General features: G+C 63.8%; 25 protein-coding genes. 17 read left to right on the plus strand and 8 right to left on the minus strand.

The window, feature by feature from the left end; translation table 11 throughout:
• The first annotated feature begins 47 nt into the window (after positions 1 to 47).
• On the plus strand, positions 48 to 395 hold the full coding sequence (locus GDN70_RS18765; protein ID WP_028141470.1) for a hypothetical protein: 348 nt from the start codon (positions 48 to 50) through the stop codon (positions 393 to 395).
• A gap of 90 nt (positions 396 to 485) precedes the next feature.
• Here GDN70_RS18765 and GDN70_RS18770 read toward each other — a convergent pair whose 3' ends face one another.
• Positions 486 to 749, minus strand: a complete 264-nt coding sequence (locus GDN70_RS18770) for a GlsB/YeaQ/YmgE family stress response membrane protein (RefSeq protein WP_028141471.1) — start codon at positions 747 to 749, stop codon at positions 486 to 488.
• A gap of 32 nt (positions 750 to 781) precedes the next feature.
• Positions 782 to 1,231 carry a YidB family protein gene (locus GDN70_RS18775; protein ID WP_152102881.1) on the minus strand — a complete coding sequence of 150 codons (450 nt, stop codon included), beginning with the start codon at positions 1,229 to 1,231 and terminating at the stop codon, positions 782 to 784.
• On the opposite strand from GDN70_RS18775, the gene GDN70_RS18780 reads away from it, so the two are divergent.
• A complete protein-coding gene (locus GDN70_RS18780; protein ID WP_152102882.1) occupies positions 1,209 to 1,511 on the plus strand; it encodes a hypothetical protein in 303 nt (100 codons plus the stop codon). The two genes, GDN70_RS18775 and GDN70_RS18780, sit on opposite strands and share 23 nt — an antisense overlap.
• Positions 1,508 to 2,797 carry an S-methyl-5-thioribose kinase gene (gene mtnK, locus GDN70_RS18785; protein ID WP_028141474.1) on the plus strand — a complete coding sequence of 430 codons (1,290 nt, stop codon included), beginning with the start codon at positions 1,508 to 1,510 and terminating at the stop codon, positions 2,795 to 2,797. Before GDN70_RS18780 ends, mtnK begins: the two co-directional genes overlap by 4 nt.
• A 163-nt stretch (positions 2,798 to 2,960) precedes the next feature.
• On the opposite strand, the gene GDN70_RS18790 is transcribed toward mtnK, so the two are convergent.
• On the minus strand, positions 2,961 to 3,845 hold the full coding sequence (locus GDN70_RS18790) for a hypothetical protein (protein ID WP_028141475.1): 885 nt from the start codon (positions 3,843 to 3,845) through the stop codon (positions 2,961 to 2,963).
• Positions 3,846 to 4,117: 272 nt separating this feature from the next.
• On the opposite strand from GDN70_RS18790, the gene GDN70_RS18795 reads away from it, so the two are divergent.
• From GDN70_RS18795 to GDN70_RS18815, 5 genes are read left to right on the plus strand one after another with little or no spacing between them, the layout of a single operon-like run.
• Positions 4,118 to 5,707 carry an ABC transporter substrate-binding protein gene (locus GDN70_RS18795; RefSeq protein WP_152102883.1) on the plus strand — a complete coding sequence of 530 codons (1,590 nt, stop codon included), beginning with the start codon at positions 4,118 to 4,120 and terminating at the stop codon, positions 5,705 to 5,707.
• 60 nt (positions 5,708 to 5,767) lie between these two features.
• On the plus strand, positions 5,768 to 6,691 hold the full coding sequence (locus tag GDN70_RS18800; protein ID WP_028141477.1) for an ABC transporter permease: 924 nt from the start codon (positions 5,768 to 5,770) through the stop codon (positions 6,689 to 6,691).
• Complete coding sequence (locus tag GDN70_RS18805; RefSeq protein ID WP_018320167.1) at positions 6,688 to 7,509, plus strand: ABC transporter permease; 822 nt, start codon at positions 6,688 to 6,690, stop codon at positions 7,507 to 7,509. Before GDN70_RS18800 ends, GDN70_RS18805 begins: the two co-directional genes overlap by 4 nt.
• The gene (locus tag GDN70_RS18810; protein ID WP_152102884.1) at positions 7,506 to 8,486 is read left to right on the plus strand and encodes an ABC transporter ATP-binding protein; all 981 of its coding nucleotides are present in this window, start codon (positions 7,506 to 7,508) and stop codon (positions 8,484 to 8,486) included. Before GDN70_RS18805 ends, GDN70_RS18810 begins: the two co-directional genes overlap by 4 nt.
• On the plus strand, positions 8,479 to 9,522 hold the full coding sequence (locus tag GDN70_RS18815; protein WP_152102885.1) for an ABC transporter ATP-binding protein: 1,044 nt from the start codon (positions 8,479 to 8,481) through the stop codon (positions 9,520 to 9,522). Before GDN70_RS18810 ends, GDN70_RS18815 begins: the two co-directional genes overlap by 8 nt.
• 137 nt (positions 9,523 to 9,659) lie before the next feature.
• Here the strand turns inward: GDN70_RS18815 and GDN70_RS18820 are convergent, their stop codons facing one another.
• The 5 genes from GDN70_RS18820 to GDN70_RS18840 all read right to left on the minus strand — a co-directional run bounded on the left by GDN70_RS18820 (position 9,660) and on the right by GDN70_RS18840 (position 15,082).
• Positions 9,660 to 10,736 carry a serine hydrolase gene (locus GDN70_RS18820; protein ID WP_244625798.1) on the minus strand — a complete coding sequence of 359 codons (1,077 nt, stop codon included), beginning with the start codon at positions 10,734 to 10,736 and terminating at the stop codon, positions 9,660 to 9,662.
• 234 nt (positions 10,737 to 10,970) lie between these two features.
• On the minus strand, positions 10,971 to 11,996 hold the full coding sequence (locus tag GDN70_RS18825; protein WP_095425457.1) for an ABC transporter permease: 1,026 nt from the start codon (positions 11,994 to 11,996) through the stop codon (positions 10,971 to 10,973).
• Positions 11,997 to 12,007: 11 nt separating this feature from the next.
• The gene (locus GDN70_RS18830; RefSeq protein WP_152102887.1) at positions 12,008 to 13,510 is read right to left on the minus strand and encodes a sugar ABC transporter ATP-binding protein; all 1,503 of its coding nucleotides are present in this window, start codon (positions 13,508 to 13,510) and stop codon (positions 12,008 to 12,010) included.
• A 6-nt stretch (positions 13,511 to 13,516) separates the two neighbouring features.
• Entirely contained in the window at positions 13,517 to 14,539 is a 1,023-nt protein-coding gene (locus GDN70_RS18835) for a sugar ABC transporter substrate-binding protein (RefSeq protein ID WP_028141484.1), read from the minus strand.
• Between the two features lie 138 nt (positions 14,540 to 14,677).
• Complete coding sequence (locus GDN70_RS18840; RefSeq protein WP_161966434.1) at positions 14,678 to 15,082, minus strand: globin; 405 nt, start codon at positions 15,080 to 15,082, stop codon at positions 14,678 to 14,680.
• A 479-nt stretch (positions 15,083 to 15,561) separates the two neighbouring features.
• On the opposite strand from GDN70_RS18840, the gene GDN70_RS18845 reads away from it, so the two are divergent.
• The 9 genes from GDN70_RS18845 to GDN70_RS18885 all read left to right on the plus strand — a co-directional run bounded on the left by GDN70_RS18845 (position 15,562) and on the right by GDN70_RS18885 (position 25,684).
• Entirely contained in the window at positions 15,562 to 15,936 is a 375-nt protein-coding gene (locus GDN70_RS18845) for a DUF2946 domain-containing protein (protein WP_028141486.1), read from the plus strand.
• 342 nt (positions 15,937 to 16,278) lie between these two features.
• A complete protein-coding gene (locus GDN70_RS18850) occupies positions 16,279 to 18,432 on the plus strand; it encodes a TonB-dependent receptor (protein ID WP_152103711.1) in 2,154 nt (717 codons plus the stop codon).
• Positions 18,433 to 18,458: 26 nt separating this feature from the next.
• Positions 18,459 to 19,670, plus strand: coding sequence for a sialidase family protein (locus GDN70_RS18855; protein WP_095425449.1), 1,212 nt, complete (start codon positions 18,459 to 18,461; stop codon positions 19,668 to 19,670).
• On the plus strand, positions 19,667 to 20,164 hold the full coding sequence (locus GDN70_RS18860) for a TlpA disulfide reductase family protein (protein WP_152102888.1): 498 nt from the start codon (positions 19,667 to 19,669) through the stop codon (positions 20,162 to 20,164). The genes GDN70_RS18855 and GDN70_RS18860 overlap by 4 nt, the downstream gene beginning before the upstream one ends.
• A gap of 28 nt (positions 20,165 to 20,192) precedes the next feature.
• Positions 20,193 to 20,729, plus strand: a complete 537-nt coding sequence (locus GDN70_RS18865; RefSeq protein WP_152102889.1) for a copper chaperone PCu(A)C — start codon at positions 20,193 to 20,195, stop codon at positions 20,727 to 20,729.
• Between the two features lie 29 nt (positions 20,730 to 20,758).
• Positions 20,759 to 21,289: a YcnI family protein gene (locus tag GDN70_RS18870; protein ID WP_038948711.1), complete on the plus strand. Its 531-nt coding sequence runs from the start codon at positions 20,759 to 20,761 to the stop codon at positions 21,287 to 21,289.
• Positions 21,289 to 22,851 carry a CopD family protein gene (locus tag GDN70_RS18875; RefSeq protein WP_038948709.1) on the plus strand — a complete coding sequence of 521 codons (1,563 nt, stop codon included), beginning with the start codon at positions 21,289 to 21,291 and terminating at the stop codon, positions 22,849 to 22,851. Before GDN70_RS18870 ends, GDN70_RS18875 begins: the two co-directional genes overlap by 1 nt.
• 144 nt (positions 22,852 to 22,995) lie before the next feature.
• On the plus strand, positions 22,996 to 24,315 hold the full coding sequence (gene proS, locus GDN70_RS18880) for a proline--tRNA ligase (protein WP_028141493.1): 1,320 nt from the start codon (positions 22,996 to 22,998) through the stop codon (positions 24,313 to 24,315).
• 88 nt (positions 24,316 to 24,403) lie between these two features.
• Entirely contained in the window at positions 24,404 to 25,684 is a 1,281-nt protein-coding gene (locus tag GDN70_RS18885) for a lipoprotein-releasing ABC transporter permease subunit (protein WP_018320183.1), read from the plus strand.

Here is a 25,684-nt window from a genome sequence, read left to right on the forward strand (position 1 = left end):
CGTTCTTGCTAGACGTTTTTGCCGACGACATTGTTTGGGGGGAACGAATGACTTTTCAGAGGATCGTCATTGCACTTCTGGTGCTGATCGTCGCCGGCATCGGCGCCATCGGCTATTTCGAATGGCGGATGGCCGCGCAGGTGCGCACCCTGAAGGCGTTCGTCGAGGGCTATGTCTTCAACGAAGCCGTGATGGCCTGCGAGCAGGCCAAGAGCTCGACGCCGTTCAAATGGAACGGGGGCAAGAGCACCTCGGTGATCGGCCTGAACTCGGCCAAGCTGGACAAATACACGGTCAGCGCCAGCTACACGCTGGTGGCGGACAGCGTCTACTGTGATTACGATCCGATCAAAAGAAAGGCCGAGATCGGCTCCAGCTTTTTGGAGCGGGAGTAACGATCCGGCGCTGGCAGGCATGAGCGCGCCGCCGCCTGCTCGATGCGGCGCGAGTTCGCGCACGCCCGATCGGCCGCTTACGCAGTCGGGCTAGATCGCTCGGCGTTGTCGGCCGGCGATGAGCCCGTAGACGAACAGCACGATGATCGCGCCGACGACTGCACCGATCAGTCCCGCACCTTCTTCGGCACGATACCAGCCGAGCGCCTGCCCGAGATAAGTCGCAACGAAGGCGCCGACGATCCCGAGGATGGTCGTCAGGATGAAGCCGGACGGCTCGTTGTCGCCAGGCATGATGAACTTGGCGATCACGCCGGCGACGAAGCCGATGATGATTGTCCAGAGAACACCCATTTCCACACCTCTTCCAGGTTAAGCGGCAACAGCTATGCCTCAGGCAGACGTCCATCCGGCGTGTATTTGTCGACCGCCGAGGGCAATTCCCGGGATAGCCTTGTGAGGATCTCGTCTTGCGAGAGCCCCGTCTGCTGTTCGAGCTTCTCCAGAACGTCGGAGCCGATCGCATTCCTCAGCTCAGGCGACGAAATCTCCTTGTTGGGTCCGGGCTTCACCCATGAATCGGCGACTTCACCCTGGCCGTTCTGGTTGAACCGCTCCAGGAGCTCGCCAATACCGCCATTGAGCAGGCCCCCGATCCCGCCCGCGCCGAGCATGCCGCCGAGATTACCAAGCACTCCCCCAGGCGGCTGCTGACCGCCCGCGGACGAGCCGCCGGTCGCACCTTTCAGCAGCTCAGCCAATTTGTCGCGATTCTGATAGCCGGCCATCGCCAGCATCGCCAGAAGGGCAGTCATGGAGGGCATCCCGCGGTTCATTGGCAACTCCTTTAAAATCTCAGAAACGCAAAACTGTCTCAGCCCGCTTGTGTTCCAAAAATCGGCAAATCGTGGGCTCGCGACCGCGCGGCCCGGCCTGGTCGCCCGACACGGAAAACTTTGCCTGCAACTGCTCCTGGCGTGCGCCGGCGACACTCAGGTGGCGGACCGCCTTGATTGCGATTACGATCCGATCAAAAGAATGGCCGGGATCGCCCAAGCTTCCCAGGAGCGGGAATTGCGATCAGGCCATGCCAAGCATGGGGTGGGATCGTCATGACCGGGGACCGGGCAGGGGACTATCGAATTCTGCATGAAGCGGCGCTGCGGGATTATCTGGCAGGCCTTCCTGATATCGCCGCACTCCTGGGCGGCGAGCCGGCCTCATGGGAGATCACCGAGGTCGGCGACGGCAATCTCAATCTCGTCTTCATCATGAAGGGCGCGCGCGGCGGCGTCGCCGTCAAGCAGGCGCTGCCTTATGTCCGCCTCGTCGGCGAGAGCTGGCCGCTGCCGCTGTCGCGGGCCCATTACGAGTATCTGGCTCTGTCCCGGCAAGCCCAGCTCGCGCCCGGCCTCGTGCCGGCTTTGCTGCATCACAACGAGGCCCTGGCGCTGACGGTGATGGAGCTGCTCGAACCCCACATCATCATGCGCAAGGGGCTGGTTGCGGGAACGCAATACCCAGGCTTCGTCGGTGACATCACCACCTTCATGGCGCGAACGCTGTTCTTCACCTCCGACCTCACGCTGTCCGCGGCCGAGAAGAAGCAGGGCATCGCCGCGTTCGCCGGCAACCATGCGCTCTGCAAGATCACCGAGGATCTGATCTTCACCGATCCCTACCGCATCGCCGAACAGAACCGCTGGACTGCGCCGTATCTCGATGCCCTCGCTACAAGCCTGCGTGATGACATGGAGCTGCATGTCGCGATCTCCCGGCTGAAGCTGAAGTTCATGGCAGGCCCCGAGGCGCTGCTCCACGGCGACCTCCACACCGGCTCGATCATGGTGACGGACAACCAGACGCGGGTAATCGATCCCGAATTTGCGTTCTATGGTCCGATGGGGTTCGACGTCGGCGCCGTGATCGCCAACCTCGTGATGGCTTATTTTGCCTCCGCCGGCCACGAGCGCTCACCGGGCGAGCGGGCTGCGTTCGAGGCCTGGGTGCTGGAGACGGTCGAACAGGTCTGGAACGAGTTTGCACGAAAGTTCCTCGACCTCTGGCGGGCGAATGGCACCGGTGATGCCTATCCGGTCTCACTCTTTGCCGGCGCGCAGGGCGCTGCGCGCCTGGAGGCCGAGCGGCAGGTCTACATGCAGCGTCTGTTCGCCGACACCGCCGGCTTCGCGGCCGCAAAGACCATCCGCCGCATCTTCGGCCTTGCCCACAACATCGATTTCGAGCTGATCGAGGACCCGAAGAAGCGCGCCGTCAGCGAAGCCCGCGCGGTGCGGCTCGCACGGGCGATGATGGTGGAGACGGGGACGTTTCGGACGATCGCCGACGTTACGAGTGCTGCGCGAAAACTGCGGGATTGGCAGCCGGAGCTAGCGGGTTGAAGACGTCGCGAAGGATGGACCCGCATACTCCGTCATTGCGAGGAGTCGCGACAAAATTGCGTAGCAATTTTGCGCTAATGCGACGAAGCAATCCAGACTGCCACCGAGATTCTGGATTGCTTCGCTTCGCTCGCAATGATGGGGAGGGAGCGCAGGCTGGCCCTCAATACAGCCGCATCGGCAGCGGGACGCCCTCGGGTCCGACCAGCAGCCCCCAGGTCTCGTTGACGGCGACCTCGAACGCACGCGTCTGGGCCGCGCTGCCTTTGAGCTTGAGGGTGATCTTGTACTTGCCCGGCGGCAGATCGATCTTCTGGCCATCAGGCAATTTGTCCGCGGCGGCGTCGGAGTCCATCAGGTTCTCTCCGGCGTGAGCCGCCAGTCTGATGGTTCGCTCATTGACCGTGATGTCGGCCGCTTCATCGGTCTTGTTGCCGAGCAACAACATCACTTGTCCCGGCGCCGGCCGGATTTTGGCCGTGGCGGCCAACGGCTTGCGCAGCGCAAGGTCGGCGATCGTTGTGTTGTCCTGACGGACGAGCCGGAGCAGCGCCGGCCCGTCCGACGTCGTGAAGGCGACAACGGCCCTGTCTGGCTCGACGACGGCACCGTCGTTCTCGGTCCAGCCGCGTTTTTCGAGTGCAGCGCGATAGAAGCCGAGCACGGCCTCGAGACCGAGCGGCGTCTCGACGTGAGCCGACCTCATGAAGGGCGAATTCTTCGCGGTCATCAGGGCCCAACGGTCGACCAGCGGCAGGCCCATGTCGTCGGACATTTTGGCCTCGAATGTCCGGCCCGTGGCTTGTGTCAGAAGCCCGATAGTGCCGCAGAGCAGGCGCTCGCCAAGATAGTCCGGGGCGCAACGGTCCCTTGTCGCCCACCATGTATCGTCGACAAATCCGCTTGACCGCTTGGTGTGGGACCAATTGATTTGAATGTTTTTCGTCGCGCCGTCGCGGGCAGGGTCCAGCGTGACGGGGATCGCCATCGCCGCTGTCGCGGCGACCAGACTGCCGGCGAGCAGAATACCTAGCGTTCGGCGGGTCATTTTTTGCGCGATCCCTTGGGCTCAGATAACGATCCTGAGCTTGGTCGCGTCGATCACGGAAAATGTTCACTATCCCTGGTCGCCGGATGACGCACCGCGTCAATCGACGGCTTGCATCGCCGGACGGATGCAACCTGACTTCCGGGTCCTCCATCGAAGAGCCGCCTTCCGGAACTGACATTGGTCTCCATCAAAAACGAAGCTTGCGCTCGACGGGCAACGAATGATCAAATCCCTGATCGGAATACCTGCGCTGGTGGGGACACACACACATGATGTTCAGGATGATGGCGATCGTCGCGGGCTTGGGACTGGCGCTCGCTGGATCTGCGGAGGCCCAGACGCCGCGCAAGGGCGGAACCATCCGCATGACAGCGCCCTATGGCTCGAGTTTCACCAGCCTGGACATTCACACCACACAGCGCGCCCAGGACGAGATCTACGCCAAGGCGCTGCATCGTTCGCTCTACATCTGGAATTCTGCGGAAGGAAAGCCGGTCCTGGAGCTTGCCAAGGAGGATGTGGTCTCGGGCGGAGGCCTCGTTCACACCTTCAAGCTGCGCGATGACGCCTATTTCCACCATGGCCGCAAGATGACGGCCGACGATATCATCTGGTCGTACACCCGCATCATGGACGGCACCAAGGCCTATCCCGGCGCGCGGTTTGTCCGCGTGATCGAGGGCGCGGCCGCGGTCGAAAAGGGCCAGGCCAAGGAGATCTCCGGGCTGAAGAAGATCGACGACCTCACCGTTGAGATGAAGCTGACCGAGAAGGTCGATCCCGGCTTCTACTTCTTCACCGCGCTGACCTCGATCTATCCCGCCGACGAGGGTGCCAAGGAGAGTTTTATCCAGAAGCCGATCGGTCTCGGGCCCTTCAAATTCGTCGAGCACGTACCGGGATCGCGCATTGTCCTGGAGCGGTGGGACCGGTTCTACAAGCCCGGCAAGCCCTACGCCGACAAGATCGTCGTGTCGATCATGGGCGAGGCCGCGGCGCGCGATGTCGCCTTCCGCAACAAGGAGGTCGACACCTCGGTGCTCGGGCCCGCGCAGTATGTGGCCTACCAGTCCGACGCCAATCTCAAGGGCACCATCGTCGAGGTCGCCGAGGTCTTCACCCGCTACATGGGGATGAATCCGTCATTCAAGCCGTTCGCCGACAAGCGCGTGAGACAGGCGATCAACTACGCGATCGATACCGACCTGATCATCAACAAGCTGGTCAAGGGCAAGGCCTATCGCGCCACCAGCTGGCTGCCGCTGACCTCGCCCGCTTACGACAAGGCGATGAAGCCGTACGCTTACGATCCCGCCAAGGCGAAGCAGCTGCTTAACGAGGCCGGCTATCCCAACGGCTTCGAGTTCGAATGGACCACCAGCCAGAACGAAAGCTGGGGCTTGCCGATCGTCTCGGCCGTGATCCCCATGCTGGACAAGGTCGGCATCAAGGCGAAGGTCAAGCAGGTTGAGACCGCGGTGCTGGCGGAGGTGGTTCGCACCGGCGACTACCAGGCCTTCATCTATTCCCAGGCGAGCGGCCCCGATCCCCAGGCGGCCCTCAAATGCTTCCACTCGTCGACGCCGCAGCCAGCCTGCAACTACATGATCTTCAAGAACGCCGATTTCGACAAGATCGTCGACGAGGCCGGGCAGGCCGACGACCCGGCAAAGCGCGCCCAGCTGCTGCAAAAGGCCAATGCGCTGCTCTATGAGGAGGCACCGGTCTGGTTCTTCAACTACAACAAGGCGGTCATGGCGGTGCAGCCATGGCTCAAGGGGATTCAGCTGAACGCGACGGAGCTGACCCATCAGAACGTCGAAGACCTCTGGGTCGACGAGACCTCGCCCGCGAAGTGACATGCGCTCTCGCGCTCTCTCCGTCGCCACAGACGATGGAGGGAGAGAGGAAAAGTGCCGATGCTCTCCTTCCTGTTCCGTCGCCTGCTGCAAACCGTTCCGACCGTGCTTGCCGTCGTGCTGCTGGTCTTCGTGTTGTTCAGCGTGGTTCCCGGCAGCATCGTCTCCTCCATGAGCGACGACAGCGATCCGCAGGTCGAGCTGCGCATGAAGAAGCAGCTCGGCCTCGACGATCCCGTTTACGTGCGTTTCGGCGTCTACATTGCCAAGCTCGCGACCGGTGATTTCGGCACCTCGTTCCGGACCCGCGAGCCTGTCACGACCATGATCGCCAAGCGGGCTTGGCCGACGCTGCAACTGATCTTCGCGGCCATGGCGTTTTCCGTCGTGATCGGCGTGCCGCTTGGCTTCATCGCGGCACTGCGACCGGGCGGAATCGTCGATACGCTTGCCATGGTCGTCGCGGTGTCGGGCCTTTCCATCGCCAAATTCTGGCTCGGACTTGTTCTGATGTACCTGTTCGCGTTGAAGCTCGGCTGGCTGCCGAGTTTCGGCTATGGCGACGGCGGACTGAAATATCTGCTGCTGCCGGCCGTGACCCTCGGCGTCTCGCCCATGGCGCTGTTTGCCCGGACGACGCGCGCCGCGGTCCTCGAGATCATGACCGCCGATTTCGTCCGCACCGCGCGCTCCAAGGGCATGAGCGAGACGCGGGTGGTGAAGTGGCACGTGATGCGCAACGCGCTCGTCATCATTCTCACCACCGTCGGCCTGCAATTCGGCGCGCTGATGGGGCAGGCGGTCGTGGTCGAGAAACTGTTCTCGTGGCCAGGCATCGGCTCATTGCTGGTCGACAGCGTCTTGCAGCGCGACATTCCGGCGGTCCAGGGCTCCATTCTCGTGGTGGTGCTGGCCTTTCTCGCGATCAATCTGCTGATCGATTTGCTCTACGGCGTGATCGATCCCAGGATCAGATACGCATGAAGCTCCGCGCCAATCTCGTCATCGGTGGGGTGTTGTTCGCGCTGGCGATCCTGGTCGGTTTGCTCGCGCCCTGGCTGGCGCACACCGATCCCGTCATGGACGCGAATTTGATGAACGCGGAGGAGCCCCCGAGCTGGACCTGGTGGTTCGGGACCGACGACCAGGGCCGTGACATCTATTCCCGCGTCGTGTACGGCGCGCGGGTTTCGCTGACGGTCGGCATCATCTCGCAGCTCATCAACAGCGTCATCGGCGTGGCCTTGGGGCTGAGCGCCGGCTATTTCGGCGGTTGGTGGGATGATGTCGTCAACGCCCTGACCAATCTCATGCTCGCGATCCCCTCGTTGATCTTCGCGCTCGCGATCATGGCGGTGCTCGGACCCGGCCTGACCAGCCTGCTCATCGCGCTCGGGCTGACCAACTGGTCCTTTACGTGCCGGATCGCGCGGGCCTCGGCGCTGTCGCTGAGGAGCCAGGGCTATGTGCAGGCTGCGACCGTGCTGGGCTACGGCGATCTGCGTATCATGATCACGCAGCTGCTGCCGAACATGCTGGGCCCCATCATCGTTATCGGCACGCTCGGCATGGGCAGCGCGGTGTTGTCCGAAGCTGCATTGTCGTTCCTCGGCCTCGGCGTCCGCCCGCCGTTTCCAAGCTGGGGCAGCATGCTGTCGGAGGCCCGCGAGCAGATCACGACGGCGCCGTGGCTCTCGGTGTTTCCGGGCCTGGCCATCTTCCTGACGGTGCTTGGCCTCAACCTGCTCGGTGATGGCCTGCGCGACATTCTCGATCCCCAATCGCGGAGCCGGCGGACATGACCGGCTCGCCGCTGATCGAAGTCGAGGATTTGCGCATCGATCTCGACGACGGATCGAGGCGCGTCGCGGCGGCCGAGGGCGTTTCGTTCCGCATCTCACGCGGCGAGACGTTCGGCCTCGTCGGCGAATCCGGTTGCGGCAAGAGCATCACGGCGCTGGCCTTGATCGGGCTGTTGCGGCCGCCGCTCTCGATCGGCGGCGGCGTCATCCGGTTCGAAGGACAGGAGATCCAGCACCTCTCCGCCGCCAGGCAGCGGGAGTTGCGCGGCAACCGCATTGCCATGATCTTCCAGGAGCCGATGACGGCGCTGAACCCCGTCTCGCCCGTGGGTCGGCAGATCGCCGAGATGTTCGTGCTGCACAAGGGCAAGAGCTGGCGGGAAGCGAGCCGGCTGGCGGTCGAGGCTCTGGCGAGCGTCCGCGTCCCCGCGCCCGAGCGCCGCGTCCACGATTACCCGCATCAGCTCTCCGGCGGCATGCGACAGCGCGTGATGATCGCGATTGCGCTCGCCTGCGGTCCGGATCTCCTCATCGCCGACGAGCCGACCACGGCGCTCGACGTCACCGTGCAGGCCGAGATCATCGAGCTGATGCGGAATTTGTGCGCCGAGCGTGGAACGGCCATCCTGATGATCAGCCACGATCTTGGCCTGGTCGCAAACGTCTGCCGCCGCGTTGCCGTGATGTATGCCGGCCGCATCGTCGAGGAGCGCGGCTCAGCCGATATTTTTCGAGCTCCCTCGCACCCCTATACGCAAGGCCTGGTCGCCTCGCTGCCGCGGCTCGGCAGCCGCGCTGCGCTCGGGCGCACCAAGCTCAAGGAGATCGCGGGCGTCGTCCCGGCGATCACGAATTTCCCTGATGGCTGCCGGTTCAATCCGCGCTGCGCGCAGGCGACCGAGATCTGCCGGACAGTCGTGCCGGAGACGGATGTACTGGACGCGGGCGGTCTGGTCAGGTGTCATCACCATGCATGAGCCGCAAAGCATGCTGGGTGACCGAAGGCCGGACGATGACCTCATCCTCAGCGTCGAGGATCTCGCGGTTCACTTTCCGCTCGGCGGCGGCCTGCTGGGCCGCGGCAAGCGGATGCTCCGGGCTGTCGATGGCGTCGATCTCAAGCTGAAGCGCGGCGAATGCCTCGGCCTCGTCGGTGAGTCCGGCTCCGGCAAGTCGACGGTCGCATTGTCGATCCTTGGGCTGCTGACGCCGACGCGCGGCCGCATTGTGCTGGACGGGCAGGTTGTGAGGAGCAGGCAATCCGGCGATCGGAAGGCGTTGGCGCGCACCGTGCAGATGGTGTTTCAGGACCCCTACGCCTCGCTCAATCCGCGCCAGACCGTTCGCCGCACGCTGGAGGATCCCCTGCGTGTGCACGGCGTCACGGCGAAGAGCGAGATCGAGGATCGCGTCGCGACCATGCTGCGGCATGTCGGCTTGCGGCCCGAGCAGTCGGGCCGCTACCCGCATGAATTCTCCGGTGGCCAGCGCCAGCGCATCGGCATTGCGCGTGCGCTGATCCTCAACCCCAAAATCGTCATCTGCGACGAGCCGGTCTCGGCACTCGACGTTTCGATCCGCGCCCAGATCATCAACCTGCTGCTGGAACTGAAGGACACGCTCGGCCTGTCCTACATCATGATCAGCCACGACCTCGGCGTCGTCGAGCACATGAGCGACCGCGTCGCGGTGATGTATCTCGGCCGCATCGTCGAGAACGGCCACTGGCGCGAGATCTTCGAACGTCCGGCGCACCCCTATACGCAGGCCCTGATCGCCGCCATCCCCGATCCCTTGCGCCACGCCCCGCTGGCGACCACCGGCGGCGACCTTCCCAACCCGCTCAATCCGCCGAACGGCTGCGCCTTCAGCCCAAGATGCCGTTATGCGGAGGCGGTGTGCCGCCGCGAGCCGGGGCCGCTGCTGGAGACGCGAGCCGATGGACATGCCGTGAGGTGTTGGCGGGCAGACGAGATCGGTGCAGCGGGCCTTGCCCTATCACCGTCACCCTGAGGTGGCCGCTTCTTCAGCGGCCCTCGAAGGACGACGGCCCGGCTGGCAGCGTGGCCGTTCATCCTTCGAGGCTCCGCATGCGATGCTTTCGCATCGCCTGCTCCGCACCTCAGGATGACGGGTCCTCGCACGACGTTTCACTTCAGCCCGGCCAACACGACATCACGCACCACCCGGACAGGCGGCATCCATTGCTGCTCGTCGGCGTAGTTTCCGCAGGTGATGGCGACCACGATGCCGAGGTCGGGCATCGCGAACAGCCGCTGGCCGCCATAGCCGAAGCCGCCGATCCAGTGCGTGATCGGGCGGTTCGGCGGCTGGCCGTATTGAAGGTCGCCGCTGTACCAGAAATAGCCGTATCGGCGCTGCTCGTCACATGGGACGTAGGGCTGGAACGATTTCGCGAGCCAGTCCGACGAGACGACCTGACGCCCATCCCATTGCCCGCGGTTGAGGATCAATTGCCCGATGCGCGCGAGATCGCGCGGCGTCATACGCAGTCCTGAGGCGGGCGCGGGCTGCCCGTTGAATCCCTTGGTCCATTCGGTCGGACCGATCCCGAGGGGATCGAACAGGTTTGCGCGCGCAAAATCCGGCAGCGACTGGCCGACGCCCTTCACCAGCAGATGTCCGATGAGCTCGGTGCCCGCCGCGCCGTAGATCCAGCGGGTGCCGGGATCGGAGATGAAGGGCCGACTGAAGATGTAGCGCAGGCGATCGGGCGACTGCTCCATCTGAATTTCGCTGTTGGTCGGGTCCTGGTAGGGAATGTCCTCGTTCCAATCGAACCCCAGCGTCATGGTGAGCGCGTGCGCAACTGTCAGACGCTGGAGACGGGGATCGGTCGCGGCGTCGGCGCATTCGGGGAATTGCGCGATCAGATTCTGGTCGGGCGCGGGCACCTTGCCGAGGTCGAGCGCGATGCCATAGAGCAGGCCGAGAATGCTTTTCGTGACCGAGCGCAGGTCGTGCAGCGTGTCGGGGCCGAAGGCGACGCGGCCGCGCGGAGCACCCCAGACTTCGTCCTCGCCGGTGAAATAGCGTTCGAGCACCAGCTTGCCCATGCGCGTCACGACGACGCCATGCAGGCCCCAGGCGCGCTTGTCCGCAATCGCCTTGTCGAGCCGTCCATCGAGGTCGGGCGCAAAGCCGGCGTCGGGTGGGGTGATCGATCGCCATTCGAACGGAGCGGAGGCAAGCGGGCCTGTCGTCAAGAGAAGCGCTCCTGCACCCGCAAGGGCAGCGCGACGATCGATGGCAGCCATTCGGGCGCTCGCTCCACGGGGCACGCGATCGGTGCCATGATGAAGTTGTGCTCCTGCTTTGCCCGACGTGTCAAACGTCAGCGCGGCGGCAGTCCCTCACTTGCAGGTTCGGTAAGCGGCTGAATTCTCTCACAGTTTCTACTGTGCATGGGGTTGTTTTCGCGTTTTTTGTTTTGGGCTCGTCTAGTCCGCCGCCTTTTCCCTCAGCCGCTGCGCATAGACGTTGATGACAAGCGCTGCCAAGAGGATCAGGCCGCGGATCAGGATCTTCAGGAAGCTGTCGATGTTGACGTGGTCGAGGCCGTTGTTGAGAACACCGAGCACGAAAAGCCCGACGATGGTGTTGCCGATGCCGCCGCGGCCGCCGAACAGGCTGGTGCCGCCGACCACGACGGCGGCGATGGAGTCGAGCAGATAGGTGTCGAACTCGTTCTGCTGCGCGCTGCCGAAATGGGCTACGCCCAGCATGCCGCCCATGCCGGAGCACACCGCCGAGATCACCATGACGGCGCCGAGGATGAGCTTGACGTTGAGGCCGGAATATTCGGCCGCTTCGCGGTTGCCGCCGACCATGTAGACGTAACGGCCGAAGCGCGTGTAGGTCAGCACCAGATGGCCGCCGAGCAGCATCAGCGCGGCGATGATGACGAGCCAGGGGATGCCGCCGATCGAGCCCGAGCCGAGCGTGGTGATCAGGCTGGGCACCTTGTAGGCGATCTGGCCGCGCACCAGCAGCGCGGAGATGCCGGCGGCGATCTGCATCATCGCCAGCGTCATGATGAAGGAGGGGATGCCGATCACGGTCAGCCCCAGCGCGTTGACGAGGCCGAGCAGGGCGCAGAGCAGGATCGACAGGATGATCGCGACCGCGCCGGGCAGGGGAATGTTGGCGATGTTGACGTAGGATTCCTGCAGCGTGAAATAGGCGACCGCGATGCCGGTGACGTTGGCGATGCTGGCGATCGAGAGGTCGATCTCGGCGCAGAGGATCACGAAGGTGAGGCCGACCGCGATGATGCCCGTGACCGACACTTGCGTGAGGATATTGCCGAGATTGTCGAGCGTCGCGAAGGAGGGGCTTGCGAAGGCGAAGAAGCCGGACAGGAAGATCAGGGTCAGGAACGGGGCGATGTTGCGCATCTGCGAGCGCAGGAAGGGCGCAACGCCTCGCGCCCGCTGCCCCGCCGCCAAAGCCGTTTCGCTGCTCATGTGCTTCTCCGTCACGCCGCTTCCAGCAGGCGGTCCTTGCTGACCGGCTCGTTCTTGAATTCCCGCACCAGTGCGCCGCGCTTGAGCACGAGAATGCGGTCGGCCAGCGACAGCACCGTTTCAGGCTCAGTCGACAGCACGATGATCGCAAGCCCCTTGGCGCGGAGGTCGCGGACGATGTTGATGACGTCGTTCTTGGCGCCGACATCCATGCCGCGGGTCGGCTCGCACAGCACCAGCAGCTTGGGCGGGTAGGTCAGCCATTTTGCCAGCGCCACCTTCTGCTGGTTGCCCCCGGAGAGCATGCCGAGGTCGAGGCCGACCACCGGCGGCCGGATCTGCAACTGCTCGACCTGGCGCTGCGCGATGTCGCGCTCCTGCGCCGGCTTGAGCAGCAGCGCCGAGATGCGGTCGAGAATGCTGATCGAGATGTTCTTGTAGACCGGCTCCTGGTGAAACAGCATGTCGCGGCGGCTCTCGGGCACCAGCGCCACGCCGGCGCGCCGCGCCGCCGCCGTGCTGGCAAAGGTTTTTGGCTTACCCTCGACGAGAAGCCCGCCGCTATCAGGCTTCAGCTTGCCGAACAGGATTCTCGATAGCTCCTGCTGGCCGCAACCCATGAAGCCGTAGATGCCGAGCACCTCGCCGGCGCGCGCCTCGAAGGAGATGTCCTTCAGGCTACGGGCCAGTGACAGCTGGTCGACTTTCAGAACGACCGAGCTGTCGCTCGGCTGCGGCAGCATAAGGTCGTCGGTGTAGCTGTGCTCGAGCGCCTCGCCGCCGCGCCCGATCATGGCCTCGATCAGCGCGCCCTTGCTGGTTGCGGCGCTTGCCGTCTCGGCGACCTTCCGCCCGTTGCGGAACACGGTCACCGTGTCGGACACGCGCAGGATGTCCTCGATGAAATGCGAGATGAAGACGATGCTGGTGCCTTCTTCACGTAGCCGCCGCAGCGTCGCGAACAGCCGCTCGACCTCGGGCGGAGAGAGGGCGGAGGTCGGCTCGTCCAGGATGACGATGCGGGCCCCGGAGAACAGCACGCGCGCAATCTCGATCAGCTGCTGCAGCCCGATGGGCAAGTCACCCAGCCGGCTCATCGGATCGACGTCGATGCCGAAGCGGGCGAGCTGCTCGCCGGCCTCGCGCGCCATGCGCCGCCACTGCACGAGGCCAAGGGCGTTGGTTGGCTGGTTGCCCAGGAAGACGTTCTCGGCGACCGTGAGATCAGGCGCGACACTGAGCTCCTGATGCACCATGGCAATGCCGGCCGCGTGCGCATCGCGCGCCGAGCGGAAATGCGTTTCCTGACCGTCGATCAGGAAGCGGCCGGAAAATTCGGTGTGCACGCCGGCGATGATCTTCATCAGCGTGCTTTTTCCCGCGCCGTTCTCGCCGACGAGACCATGGATCTCGCCGGGATGGAGCGCGAAGTCGACACCACGAAGCGCTTCGACGCCGCCGAAGCTCTTCGTGATGCCCTGCAGTTCAAGGATGGGCGAACGCACCTCGGGCATGAAAGTTCAGATCAGGAAGTGATCCTGCATCCACTGCATCCCGGCGGCATTGGCCTTGGTCACCACCGGGCCGTCGGTGACGACGTTCTTGGGAATGCCCTGGCCGCTCTTCTCGCCGCCGACCACGGCAGAGACGCCCGCAATGATGGCGCCGCCATGGATGCGGCAGGAGGGATTGCGGACGGTCGCGAACATGCGGCCTTCGCTCACCGCCTGGATCGCCGGCGGCATGGCATCGACGCCGCCGATCAGGATGTTGGTGCGGCCTCGCGCCTTCATGATGTTGGCCGCCGCGAGTGCCATGTCGTCATTGTGGAAGAACGCCGCATCGATCTGCGGATACTTGGTCAGATATGTTTCCCAGAGGCGCGCGGTCTTGGAGACGTCCCAGTCGGCCGGCTGGGTGTCGAGCACCTCGATCCCCGGGAATTGCTTGACCACAGAGGTGAAGCCCTTGGCTCTTCCTTGCGCGCCTGTATGCCCGAGCGCGCCCTGCGTCATGATGATCTTGCCCTTGCCGCCCATGGCATTGCACAGCGCCTGGGTCACCGAGGCGCCCATGAACTCGTTGTCGGGGGCGAGGAAGGAGTGGACGTTGATCTGGTCGAGCGGCGCGATCAGCGTGTCCATGTCGATCACGGGCGTGCCGGCGTCGATCATCTTCTGCACGGGCTGGGTGAGGGTGCCGATGCCGAAGGCCTGGATCGCGACGAAGTCCCATTTCTGCGAGGCCATGTTGTCGATCGCCGCGCGCTGCTTCACGGCGTCGAGCTGGCCGTCGAACCAGGTGACTTCGACGTTGAACAGCTTGCCCCAGAATTCGGCGGCTTGCTTTCCTTGCGCGCACCATGTGGCCTGCAGGCCCGCATTGGAGAACGCCGCCTTCAGCGGCTTCTCGCTTCGCCCGACCTCGGCGGCCAATGCGGGGTTTATGCCCATGCTGCCGAGGAGGGCAGCTCCGGCGCCGGCGGTCGCAGCCGCCTGAAGAAGATCGCGCCTCGTCGTCGAGAAATCTTTCGTCCCGGACATCGCTCGCTCCCATAAACTTTATCGTCGACGCGTCATTGATTGCGCGACCGATGTCGAAAGTGTCTCACAAGAGTTGATGCCACTCAATCTGCAATCACACGCGCCATCGCAGTACGCCGCGTGGTGCAGCGCAAAGCGTCAGGCGGTCGATCCGGTGAGTGCGTCGATGTCGACGAGCAATGTGTCCCAGGCTCGCGCGATCTCGATGGACCATTCATCGCCGAGCAGATCGCGCAGCGTATCCCTGATGATGGTGAAGAAGGCGGTGAACAACTGGCGCGACATGCCATAGGCGTCGTGCGAGGCAAGTTCGCAGGCAATCAGACGGAAATGCCCATGACGCATCCCGGCAAAATCGAGAATCGCCTCGATCGTCAGCGCGAGCATCGATCCCTTCACGAGGTCGCTGCCCTTCGAGCGGAACATCGCCTGCGTTTCGGGATGCTCGTCGAACAGGCGCTTGTAGACGAGGGGCGTGAGATCCGCGCAGCGCGAGGCGGCGAGTTCAAAGCTGAGTTCGACTGGATTGGAGGGCATATTCATCGGCGAAAGTGCCATGCAGACAAAAAAAGAGCGGGGCCCTGGCCCCGCTCAAAAATTGTGTCGACCCTATTATCCCCGATTCTAAGATTTGCTCTTGATTGACGGGGCGACGCTGCGTTTTGCGCGCCAGGGGCTCCTCCCGAGACTTGGACCACCAGACTTCGACCTCACGGCCAGCCTGAGCAAGGGGGATGCTAGATCAACTTTTCTCACTTGTCATCATTTTCGGCAACGAATGTTCAAAATTCGAGCAATAGACGAAATGATCGGGCTTTTGGCCCTGCAAGTATATGACAAATATAAGAAATCTGTGGATGTCGGGCCGTTTGATTTGCCTCAAACGCCCCCGCTCGGTGCCGTGCTGGGGTACCACGGTCACAGTTTTCGCCAATTTGCGCTGGGCCAAGAAGGCGGCGGAACTGATCTCGACTTGGGCCCGGCGCGGTGTTTAGTTAGCAGACGAACGAACGGTTCGGCAGATGCGCGCGCGGTTACAGAAATTCCTACCCCTGGTCCTGCTCGCCCTGGCGATGCAGGTGCTGGCGCCGATTGCCGCCTGTTGGGCGACGGGCCAAGCCATCGCCGATCCGCTGTCTGCCGCCGTCATCTGCCACAGCGCGAGCGATCAGGGTGGCCTCGACGATCGGACGGGGACCCCGACCGCGCATGCCGGCGCGTGCGCCCTGTGCTGCCTCGCCCAGGCGGGCGCGTCGCTCGATTCGCCGACGCACGCGGCACTCTCGATTCCCTTCCGCCATGCCGCGCGCGTGGTGTGGCAGCCGGCGGATGCGTCCGCCATCGCCGCTCCCAGGGGTTCGAGCGCTCAGGCCCGCGCCCCACCTCAATTTTCCTGACGTAGCGACAAACCGAACCGTTGGCGCGCGCCGTTGCCGCCGATGGCGTGCTCAATGGACCGGCCGAGGCGCCGGATGTCAGGAATTCAAGAGATGTTACGCATTCGTGCGATCGGAAGTGCGGGCTTGCCCGTGCTTTTCGGGCTGGTGTCCCCGATCGGTTCAGACGCGCTCGCCCAGGCTGCGTCGGAAGCGATTCCCGCAGTGACGGTCGAGGCGCCTAAGGCGTCCCGTCCCAAACCAATCACCCGGCCAGCGCGGCTGCGTTCCGCTTCGGCGGCGCGCGCAGCGAGGCCGGTCGCGCCGATCGGGACCGATGGCGCCCAGGGGCAGAACAACACGATGTCCGCCGGCGCAGTGCGAGCCGGTCTCAATCAGGCGCCGGCCGGCCAGACCGCGACGACCATCGATCGCAGCCAGTTCGACAACCGGCCCTCGTTTTCGGTCAGCGACGTCTTGCGGGACAGTCCGGGCATTTCGATCAAGCAGGGCAACGGTCCCCGGGACTTCGGCATCTCGATTCGCGGGTCCAACGCCCGGAACGGTTTCGGCATCCGCAATCTCGTGATCTTCGACGACGGTTTCCCCGTCACGCAGCCGGACGGCCTGTCGCGCAGCGACCTGATCGATCCCCACGCCTATGGCGCGATCGACGTGATCCGCGGCCCCTCGTCGGCGCTCTATGGCAATTACGCGACCGGCGGCGCGCTCAATTTTCGCACACGGCCGGGCGGCACGATCGACGGTGTCGAATACGGCGTCGACGGCGGCAGCTATGGCTACCTCAACAATTACCTGGCGGCCGGCAAGAAGGTCGGGAATTTCGAGGGCTCGCTGTTCGCGAGCGACACGCGAGGCGACGGCTATATCGGCAATAGCTGGTTCAACACGCAGACCGTCAACTTCCTCGGCACGCTCAAGGCGACGCCGGACGACCGTTTCACGGTCAAGATCATCAACAACGATCTCAGCGCGCGGCTGCCGCTTCGCTCCACGCTGAACCAATACTATCAAAATCCCTTCCAGCAGGGTTGTGCGACCGGTGCCACGGCCGCGCCCGGATGCGGTACAGTCAGGCTGTTCAACAATGGCTTCAACGCGACCGCCGGAACCGATACGGAGACGGCCGTGCAGGCCGGGCTCGGCCGCAACGACCGCCGCACCATCGTCGGGGGCCGGTGGGAGCACGATTTCGACAACAACACGACGTGGCGCAACCAGTTCGTGTTCGACGACCGGAACATCAATCAGCCAACTGGCTCAACCAGCTCGATCGGCGACTTCCCGTCGTACAACTACATGAGTGAGCTCACCAAGCGCGGAGAGATTCTCGGCCTGGAGTCCACCGCGTTCTTCGGCGCCTTCTACAATACCCTGACGGCGTCGAGCGACACGCGAAACGTGATGCCGGGAGGCAACGCAACACTCGGCAGGCTGTCGAGCAATCTCTACAGCGAGACGACCAATTATGGCGTTCGTGCCAGGGAAGAGCTCAAGCTTACATCGTCGCTAACGGCCGTTGCAGGCATCGGTTGGGAGACAACCTTGCTCAAGGGCACCAATACGGCCTATTCGTACGCCGGTCCAACCGGCATCACCACGACAACGCCGACGACCGCGGACCGGCAGTTTCAAAATACTGCACCAGAGTTGGCGCTGCTCTACAATCTCAGTAATGAATGGCTATTCCGGGCACGCGTTGCCACGGGGTATGGCACACCGCAGGTCTCGAATCTCTTTGTCGCTCAGACAGGATTGTCGGGCAACAATACCCAGCTCCAAGCCCAGAAGAATCTTGGCTACGATCTCGGTTTCGATTGGACGCCGAACAGCGCGCTCAAACTCAGCGCGACTGGCTTTTACGAGTTCTTCCGTAACGAGATCGTCAACCAGGCGACGCCGGTCGCGGGCGTAAGCTATTCGTTCAACGCGCCGCGGTCGGAGCACCGCGGCATCGAGCTTGCAGCCTATTGGAAGTTCTATCCGGGCTGGCGGTTCATGGCGGCCTATACCTATCTCGACGAGGTCTACACCGAATATGTCGAGAACATCACCAATGGCGCCGTCTTCAGCTTCAACCGTGCCGGCAACAAAATTCCCGGTATCTCGCCCAACGAGCTGACGGCTCGAATTGGCTATGACGAGTTCGCCGGGCCGCTGGCAGGCCTCGGGGGCTTCGTCGAGGTCCAGTGGAAGGACTCTTTCTACATGGACAACGCGAATCTGCTGAAGGCGCCGGGCTACGAACTGGTCAATGTGAATGTCCACTACAAGACCGACTTGGTGTCCGACACCTTCAAGTCACTCAATCTGTTTCTTGAGGTCAGGAACGTGTTCGATCGCACCTATGTTGCGTCGGCAAACAACATCGCAAACACGGTGACGGCGGCCGGCCTGCAAATTCCAGGGAGCACGCTCGCAAGCACGGCGCCCGGATCGATCTATGCGGGCTCGCCACGCCTGTTCGTTGCAGGTATGAAGGTGGCCTTCAAATGATCCGGGCTCTCGAAGGGAATAGGGCCATGATCCGAACTGGCTTGCTCGCGATAGCCGCTCTCGCCTGCCTGCAAGGTGCGGCGCTGGGGCAGATGCACGGCAAGCACGCGTCCGAAGCCGCGTGCGAGGAGCCGACGCTGCGCTGTGCGACCAAGGCGACGCCTGCCTTCGGTCCGGACGGCGCGCTGTGGCTGGTCTGGATGGCGGGAGGGCAGGTCTCGGTCGCAAGTTCGCAGGATGCGGGCCGAAGTTTCTCGACGCCCACGCAGGTCACGACGACGCGGCTGAACCTCGATTGGGGGCCGGATGCGCGGCCGAAGATCGTGGTCGACCGCAAGGGGGGCATTGCGCTCGCGTTCTCGACCTTCAGGGACGAGGCCTTCAACGGTCAGGTGCTCACCACGCGCTCGGCCGACGGCGGGAGGAGCTTTGCCGAGCTGAAGCCGATCACCGCCAGCAACGAGAGCCAACGTTTCGAGGCGCTGGCGCTCGATCAGGATGGAACAGTATTTGCGGCGTGGTTGGACAAGCGCAATCGCATTTTTGCGAAGGAAGCGGGACAGAAGTACGAGGGAGCCGGGCTGTTCTTCACTTCGTCCAGCGACGGCGGCACCACCTACGCAGAAGCGAAGCTGGCGCGCGAGGGCACCTGCGAATGCTGCCGGTTGGGGCTGGCATTCGCTGCGTCCGGGCGGCCGGTCGTGATCTTCAGGAACATATTTGAGGGCGGCGTGCGCGACCACGCGGTGATGACCTTCACGGACGTCGCGACGCCAGGCGAAGTCCGTCGGGTCAGCAACGACGACTGGCAGATCAATGCCTGCCCACATCATGGGCCGAGCCTCACCGTTGCCCCGAACGGCACCTATCACGTCGCCTGGTACACCAACGGGAAGGCGCGGAAGGGATTGTTCTACGCCCACTCGCGCGACGAAGGCCGCACGTTCTCTTCGCCGATGGTGTTGGGGCGGCCGGATCGTAATCCGACGCGCCCCTTCGTGCTCGCGGGCGCGGCGGGAACGGTGATGGTCTGGAAGGAGTTCGACGGTGAAAAGACCTCGGTCCAGATGACGGTCTCCCGCGACGATGGCGAGACGTGGTCGGCGCCGAAGGCGATATCGAGCACGACCGACACGTCCGATCACCCTTTGCTGGTCTCCAGCGGCAAGCAGACCTACCTGTCGTGGATGACGAAGGCGGACGGCTATCGGCTCACGGCAATCGAGGACCAACCATGAGATTTCGATTTGCAGGCATTGCCAGCCTTGTTGTTCTGATCGCATCGGCGGCTGCGCTCGGCGCATCTCCGGCTCTGAAGCCATTCGAACGCGGCACGTGGCAAGGCGTCCTGAGGGGGCACGCCGGCCGCCCCGTGCTCGTGCATTTCTGGGGTGTGACCTGCGGGCCTTGTAAGGTCGAGCTGCCGCTGCTCGGGCGGTTTGCAAAGGAGCATCCGGAGATCGACGTCGTCACGGTCAGCGCCGATCTCGTGCCGAACCTGCCGGCCGCCACGCAATCGATGCTCGACAAGGCGGGTCTGGCGTCGACCGAAAATTTCATCTTCAACGACGGCTTTGTCGAGCGCTTGCGGTTCGAGATCGATCCGGCCTGGCAGGGCGACATCCCCAGGACCATGCTCATCTCCCCGGAAGGGACCGTCACGACGATCGAAGGCTCGGCCGAAATTGCCGATCTCGAAAAGTGGTCGGCGCAACAACGCTCCAAACACTGAAGTTAAAGACTGCAAAGGGAATACCGACATGAAGACAATCTCGAAAAACGTGCTGCTCGCCGCGTTCGCTCTCGCGATCTCCGCAGCCCCGGCGGTCGCCGACGACGTCAAGGCCGGCGATCTCGTCGTCTCGCAGGCCTGGAGCCGTGCGACGCCGGGCGGTGCCAAGGTCGCCGGCGGCTATCTGACCATCGAGAACAAGGGCACTGCGGCCGACAGACTGGTCAGCGTGTCCGCCGATATCGCGGGCAAGGCCGAGATCCACGAGATGGCGATGGACAGCGGCGTGATGAAGATGCGCCCGCTCGACAAGGGGCTGGCGATCGATGCCGGCAAGACGGTGAAGCTCGCGCCCGGCGGCAACCACTTGATGCTCCAGGAGCTGAAGGGCGCGTTCAAGCAGGGCGACAAGGTGCCGGTGACGCTGCAATTCGAGAAGGCCGGCAAGGTCGCCGTGTCCCTCGACGTCCAGGGCGTCGGCGCGCAGGCGCCTGGCGATGCCGGGCATTCAGGTCATATGGACATGAAGAAAATGCCGGATCACTCGGGAATGAAGATGAAATGAAACGGATCTGGACTCTCGGGAGGCCGAACATGTCGAAGCAATCCTGCCTGATCCTGATTGCCGCGCTCGCCGCCTCGCCGGCGGCGGCGCACGTGTCGATCGAGACCAAGCAAGCCACGGTCGGTACGTCCTACAAGGCCGTCTTCACCGTGCCGCATGGCTGCGCGGGCTCGCCGACGGTGAAGATCCGGGTGCAGATTCCGGAAGGGGTGATCGCAGTGAAGCCGATGCCGAAGGCCGGCTGGACCATCGATGTCGTCGAGGGCAAATATGCCGGGGAGTACGACTATCACGGCAACAAGCTGTCCTCCGGCGTCAAGGAGGTGGCGTGGTCCGGCGGCAAGCTGCCGGACAAGAACTATGACGAGTTCGTCCTCAGCACGTTCCTGACCGATAGCCTGAAGCCGAACACGGTTCTGTACTTCCCCGTCGTTCAGGAATGCGAGGCCGGCGTCAGCCGCTGGATCGAAATTCCGGCGGCGGGGGCAGGGCATTCACATGAGGGCAAGTCCGAGGGCAAGTCGCCGGCGCCGGGCGTGAAACTGTTGCCAAAACCCTGATGCGCCTCTTCGCCGCGCTTGCGACGCTGCTCCTCGTTGCCGGCTTCGCAAGCGGTGCGTCGGCGCATGCGGCGCTGGTCTCGGTCGAGCCGGCGAGCGGCAGCATGCTCAAGGCCGCGCCCAAGGCGGTGGAACTGCGCTTTAACGAGGCGGTGACGCCGGGCGCGATCCGGCTGATCGATGGCGCGGGCAGGGCACGAAATGATGCGCGCGTCAGCGCATCGGGCGAGACGATTTCGGTCGTGATGCCGGTGGATCTGCCTGAGGGCACCGCGGTCGTCAGCTATCGCGTGATCTCGCAGGACGGCCATCCTGTCACCGGATCGGTGATCTTCTCGATTGGCATGCCGACCGCGACGAAGCCTGCCGCCGCTGATTATAGCGGGTTGAACGCGCTGATCTGGCTGGCGCGCGTCGGCCTGTACGTTGGGCTGTTCATTGGCGTCGGCGGCGTGTTCTTCGCGCGCTGGGTTGCGTGGTCGATGACCCGCATGGCCGTGCCGCGCATGGCGCTCGCCATCGGCATCCCAAGCGCGGTGGCGTCCGTCGGCGCGTTGGGCCTCGATCTCCTCGGGCTGCCACTGGCAGCCCTTGCGACCGCCGCTCCCTGGAAAGTCGCGCTCGCGACCAGTGCCGGCCCTGCGCTGCTGGTTGCTCTGCTTGCGATGCTACTCGCGTTGATGGCGCTGCGCAGTGCGTGGTACGCGCGTGCTCTTGCGATCATGGCGTTGGTCGGCGTCGGTCTGTCGCTCGCCATGACCGGGCACGCCGCAACGGCACCGCCGGAGGCGTTGACCCGGCCTGCAATCTTTCTCCACGGCCTCGGTGTCACCATTTGGATCGGTGCTCTCGCGCCGCTCGTGGCGCTGGTGTCGAAGCCGACGATTGCGACGCTCGCGATTGTGAACCGCTTTTCCCGCATTGCTGCGCTCGCGGTCGGCGTGTTGGCCTTGACCGGCCTCGCACTCGCGATCGTGCAACTCGAAAAGCCTGAAGCGCTGGTCGGGACCCGCTACGGGCTAATCCTCTCCGTCAAGCTAGTTCTGGTCACGGGATTGCTGGCGCTGGCCGCGCTCAATCGGTTCCGGCTGACTCCGGCTCTGGCCCGGAACGAGACAGGGACGCCCGCGCTCAAGCGCTCCATCGTGCTGGAAGGTACGATTGCTCTTGCCATCCTGGCCGTGGTCGCCGGCTGGCGCTTCACGCCGCCGCCGCGGACGATCGTGCCGGAGACACCTTTGGCGATCCACATCCATAGCGACAAGGCGATGTTCCAGGTCCTGGTCTCGCCAGGCAAGGCGGGGGCCAATGATGTCGTGCTCCAGCTCATGACCGGCGAGGGGACGCCGCTGGCGGCCAAGGAGGCGACGTTGACCCTGAGCCTGCCCGAGCGCGGCATAGAGCCGATGGAGCGAAGGGCCTCGCTCGGGCCCGACGGCTATTGGCATGTGCGCAAGGTCGAACTGCCGTTTGCCGGCCGCTGGCACGTGCGGATCGACGCGCTGGTGACCGACTTCGAGCAGATCACGCTCGAGGATGAACTCGACGTCACGCCGTCGTGAGACGCAGCTTGGGCCGAACCTGAAGTCCGACGGAAAAATGACAGGAATTCCGTTGCGTTAGCGGCTTTTCCTCATTCCCGGTCTTGTGTTTTCGCTCTCAATCCGGTTTCACTGCAACCCATCACTGATTCCCAGAGTATTACCATGCGGTTGTCGCGGTTCTTTCTGCCCATCCTGAAGGAAAATCCGAAAGAGGCTGAGATCGTCTCGCATCGGCTGATGCTGCGCGCCGGCATGATCCGGCAGGAGGCCGCCGGTATCTATGCCTGGCTGCCGCTTGGCTTCCGCGTGTTGAAGAAGATCGAGCAGATCGTGCGCGAGGAGCAGGACCGGTCGGGCGCGCTGGAGCTGTTGATGCCGACGCTCCAGCTTGCCGACCTCTGGCGCGAGAGCGGCCGCTATGACGCCTATGGTCCGGAGATGCTCCGCATCGCCGACCGCCACAAGCGCGAGCTGCTGTACGGGCCGACCAACGAGGAAATGATCACCGAGATCTTCCGCGCCTATGTGAAGTCCTACAAGAACCTCCCGCTGAATCTCTATCATATTCAATGGAAATTCCGCGACGAGCAACGTCCGCGTTTCGGCGTGATGCGCGGCCGCGAGTTCCTGATGAAGGACGCCTATTCGTTCGACCTCAACGAAGCGGCCGCGCGCGTCGCCTACAACAAGATGTTCGTGGCGTATTTGCGCACCTTTGCGCGGATGGGGCTGAAGGCGATCCCGATGCGCGCGGAGACTGGCCCGATCGGCGGCGACCTCAGCCACGAGTTCATCGTGCTGGCCGAAACCGGGGAATCCGGCGTTTTCATCAATCGCGACGTGCTCGACCTGCCGGTGCCGGGCGAGGACGTCGACTACGACAGCGACCTGACGCCGATCATCAAGCAATGGACCTCGGTCTACGCCGCCACGGAGGACGTCCACGACGCCGCGCGGTTCGAGCAGGAAGTGCCGGCGGACAAGCGGGTGAACACCCGCGGCATCGAGGTTGGGCAGATCTTCTATTTCGGCACCAAATATTCCGACGCGATGAAGGCCCTGGTGGCGGGCCCCGACGGCGTCGACGTGCCGATCCATGGCGGTTCCTATGGCGTCGGCGTCTCGCGCCTGCTCGGCGCGATCATCGAAGCCTGCCATGACGATGCCGGCATCAAATGGCCGGAGGCCGTCGCGCCGTTCCGCGTGTCGATCCTCAATCTCAAGCAGGGTGATGCGGCGGTCGATGCGGCCTGCGAGAAGCTTTATGCCGAGCTCACGGCCAAGGGCGTCGACGTGCTCTATGACGACACCGACCAGCGCGCCGGAGCCAAATTCGCCGCCGCCGACCTGATCGGTATCCCCTGGCAGATCATGATCGGGCCGAAGGGGCTCGCCGACGGCAAGGTCGAGATCAAGCGGCGCAGTGACGGCTCCCGCGAGACTATGTCGCCAGCGGACGCGGTCGCAAGACTTGTGGGCTGATAAGCCTGGTCGGCTGAATATTGTTCATCGCGATATCGCGGCCGCCAATCCGGCCACAATTGACCCCGAATCATGGGATTATCGAGCGATGGATGAGACCATGACCGAGACCGTGCAAACCGCGCCTTTTGCGCCATTCGAGTGGATGCTGTCGGCGCGCTATTTGCGGGCGCGCCGCAAGGAGGGATTCATCTCGGTCATCGCCGGGTTCTCCTTCCTCGGCATCATGCTGGGTGTGGCGACGCTGATCATCGTCATGGCCGTGATGAACGGCTTCCGCAAAGAGCTGCTCGACAAGATCCTGGGGCTGAACGGGCACATCCTGGTGCAGCCGCTGGAATCGCCGCTGACCGACTGGAAAGACGTCGCCGACCGCCTCAGCCAGGTCAAAGGCATCCGGCTCGCCGCGCCCGTGGTGGACGGCCAGGCGCTGGCGTCCTCACCCTGGAACGCCTCGGGCGTGCTGGTGCGCGGCATCCGCTCCGACGACCTCAACAACCTCACCTCGATCGCCAAGAACATCAAGCAGGGCTCGCTCGAGGGCTTTGACGACGGGCAGGGTGTCGCGATCGGACGGCGCCTCGCCGACCAGCTGTCGCTGCATGCCGGCGACAGCATCACGCTGGTGGCGCCGAAGGGCGCGGTCACGCCGATGGGCACGACACCGCGCATCAAGCCGTACAAGATCGTCGCCGTGTTCGAGATCGGCATGTCCGAATACGATCTCGGCTTCGTGTTCATGCCGCTCGCGGAAGCGCAGGCCTATTTCAATCGCAGCAACGACGTCACCTCGATCGAGGTGTTCACCACCAATCCCGATCAGATCGTCGCCTTCCGCCAGGCCGTGACGGAGGCTGCGGGCAGGCCGGTGTTCCTGGTGGATTGGCGGCAGCGCAATTCGACCTTCTTCAACGCGCTCCAGGTCGAGCGCAACGTGATGTTCCTGATCCTGACCATGATCGTGCTGGTCGCGGCTCTGAACATCGTCTCAGGCCTGATCATGCTGGTGAAGGACAAGGGCAGCGACATCGCGATCCTGCGCACGATGGGCGCCTCGCAGGGCTCGATCATGCGCATCTTCCTGATCACGGGCGCCTCGATCGGCGTGGTCGGCACGCTGGTCGGCTTTGTCGTCGGCCTCGTGATCTGCCTCAACATCGAATCCATCCGGCAATTCCTGTCCTGGCTGACCAGCACCGAGCTGTTCTCGCCAGAACTCTATTTCCTTTCGAAACTGCCCGCCGAGATCGACGTCGGCGAGACCACGGCCGTCGTCATCATGGCGCTGACGCTGTCGTTCCTGGCGACGCTGTATCCGTCGTGGCGCGCCGCGCGCCTCGATCCTGTCGAAGCGCTGCGGTACGAGTGA

Origin of the sequence: Bradyrhizobium sp. TM102 (assembly GCF_009176685.1) — a bacterium.
GTDB classification, from domain to species: domain Bacteria; phylum Pseudomonadota; class Alphaproteobacteria; order Rhizobiales; family Xanthobacteraceae; genus Bradyrhizobium; species Bradyrhizobium ottawaense.